Annotated in this window: 2 protein-coding genes; one reads left to right on the forward strand and one right to left on the reverse strand. The window is 72.2% G+C overall.

Going from position 1 to position 1,042, the window contains the following annotated elements; all coding sequences use genetic code 11:
• On the forward strand, window positions 1-570 hold a 570-nt coding region (locus tag AB0B91_RS66500; RefSeq protein WP_358343361.1), incomplete at its 5' end, for a hypothetical protein.
• A 7-nt stretch (window positions 571-577) separates the two neighbouring features.
• Here the strand turns inward: AB0B91_RS66500 and AB0B91_RS66505 are convergent.
• Window positions 578-1,042, reverse strand: a 465-nt coding sequence (locus AB0B91_RS66505) for a hypothetical protein (RefSeq protein WP_358343362.1), incomplete at its 5' end; no start/stop codon positions are given.

A 1,042-nucleotide genomic window follows, 5' to 3' on the forward strand; every position in this document is an offset into this window, starting at 1 on the left:
GGTGGCGGCCGCCTGCCGACGACGGTCGAGGTCCTGTTCAACCCGGTCGACGCGGTACGGATCGAGGCGGCGTACCGCGGTCTGCTGATCCGATGCGCAACCGAGGAGGAGGCCGCGCGGATCCGCGGCGGCCTCTCGGACGACGAACACCGCTCCGGGAACTCCCGGGTGCTCGTGCTGGAGGGCGAGGGGGCGACGGGCTACGTGGTCACGGTCAACGTGGGGTGGTGCGAGGGCGAACTGTCGGACCTGCGACCCTCGCTCTTCAACACGTTCAGCCCGTACCTGCCGATGTGGCCGGTCAAGCCGCTCCTGGGAGTCGGCGGTGAGCTCGACATGGCCTCGCCACAGGAGGTGGCGGAGGCGTTCCTCACGGGCCTGCCGGAGGGCGTACGACGGGAGCGGTACCGCAGCGTGCACCTGCTCACGGCGGTGACCGAGCAGGACGGCCGCCGACGCCGGGACAACCTGGGCGTCTTCCTCACCGAGGCGGACGCCGAGGAGGCGAGGCGACTGGTCGAGCCCCACGTCGCGAGCTGCTGGGTCGAGCCTCTCCCGGTGGTGCTGTAGGAGGCCGTCAGCGGAGCCGGACGTCGAGGGTCGGGAAGTCGTACCAGGTCAGCTCGAAGGACGAGCCGCTCTCCGGCACCACCGGGAACACGCCCCAGCTCTCCACCCGCTCCCCCGGCGCGATGGCGAAGGACTCGTCGGGCCGCGTGGTGGTGCACCAGGTGGAGTCGGGACGCACCGTACGGCCGTCCGCCAGGACGATCTCCGAGGACGTCCGGTCGACCTCGGCGGTCGGGCAGCTCACCGGCCACGGCACCGGCGAGCCGTTGCGGTACGTCAGGTTCAGCCGCAGCTTGCCGCCGGTGGTCTGCGCGCTGACCAGCGTGACCGTCAGGCCCGACTGGCTGTAAACCAACTGGTCGAGCTGGTACGTCCGACCCGCAGCCGGGGAGCCCGGCGACGCGCCGGCAGCTGGAGAACCCGGGGATCCCGTCGACGGGCCGCCGACGGCGCCGGTGGTGACGGCGACCCG

The organism is Nonomuraea sp. NPDC049141 (assembly GCF_040648415.1).
Lineage (GTDB): Bacteria > Actinomycetota > Actinomycetes > Streptosporangiales > Streptosporangiaceae > Nonomuraea.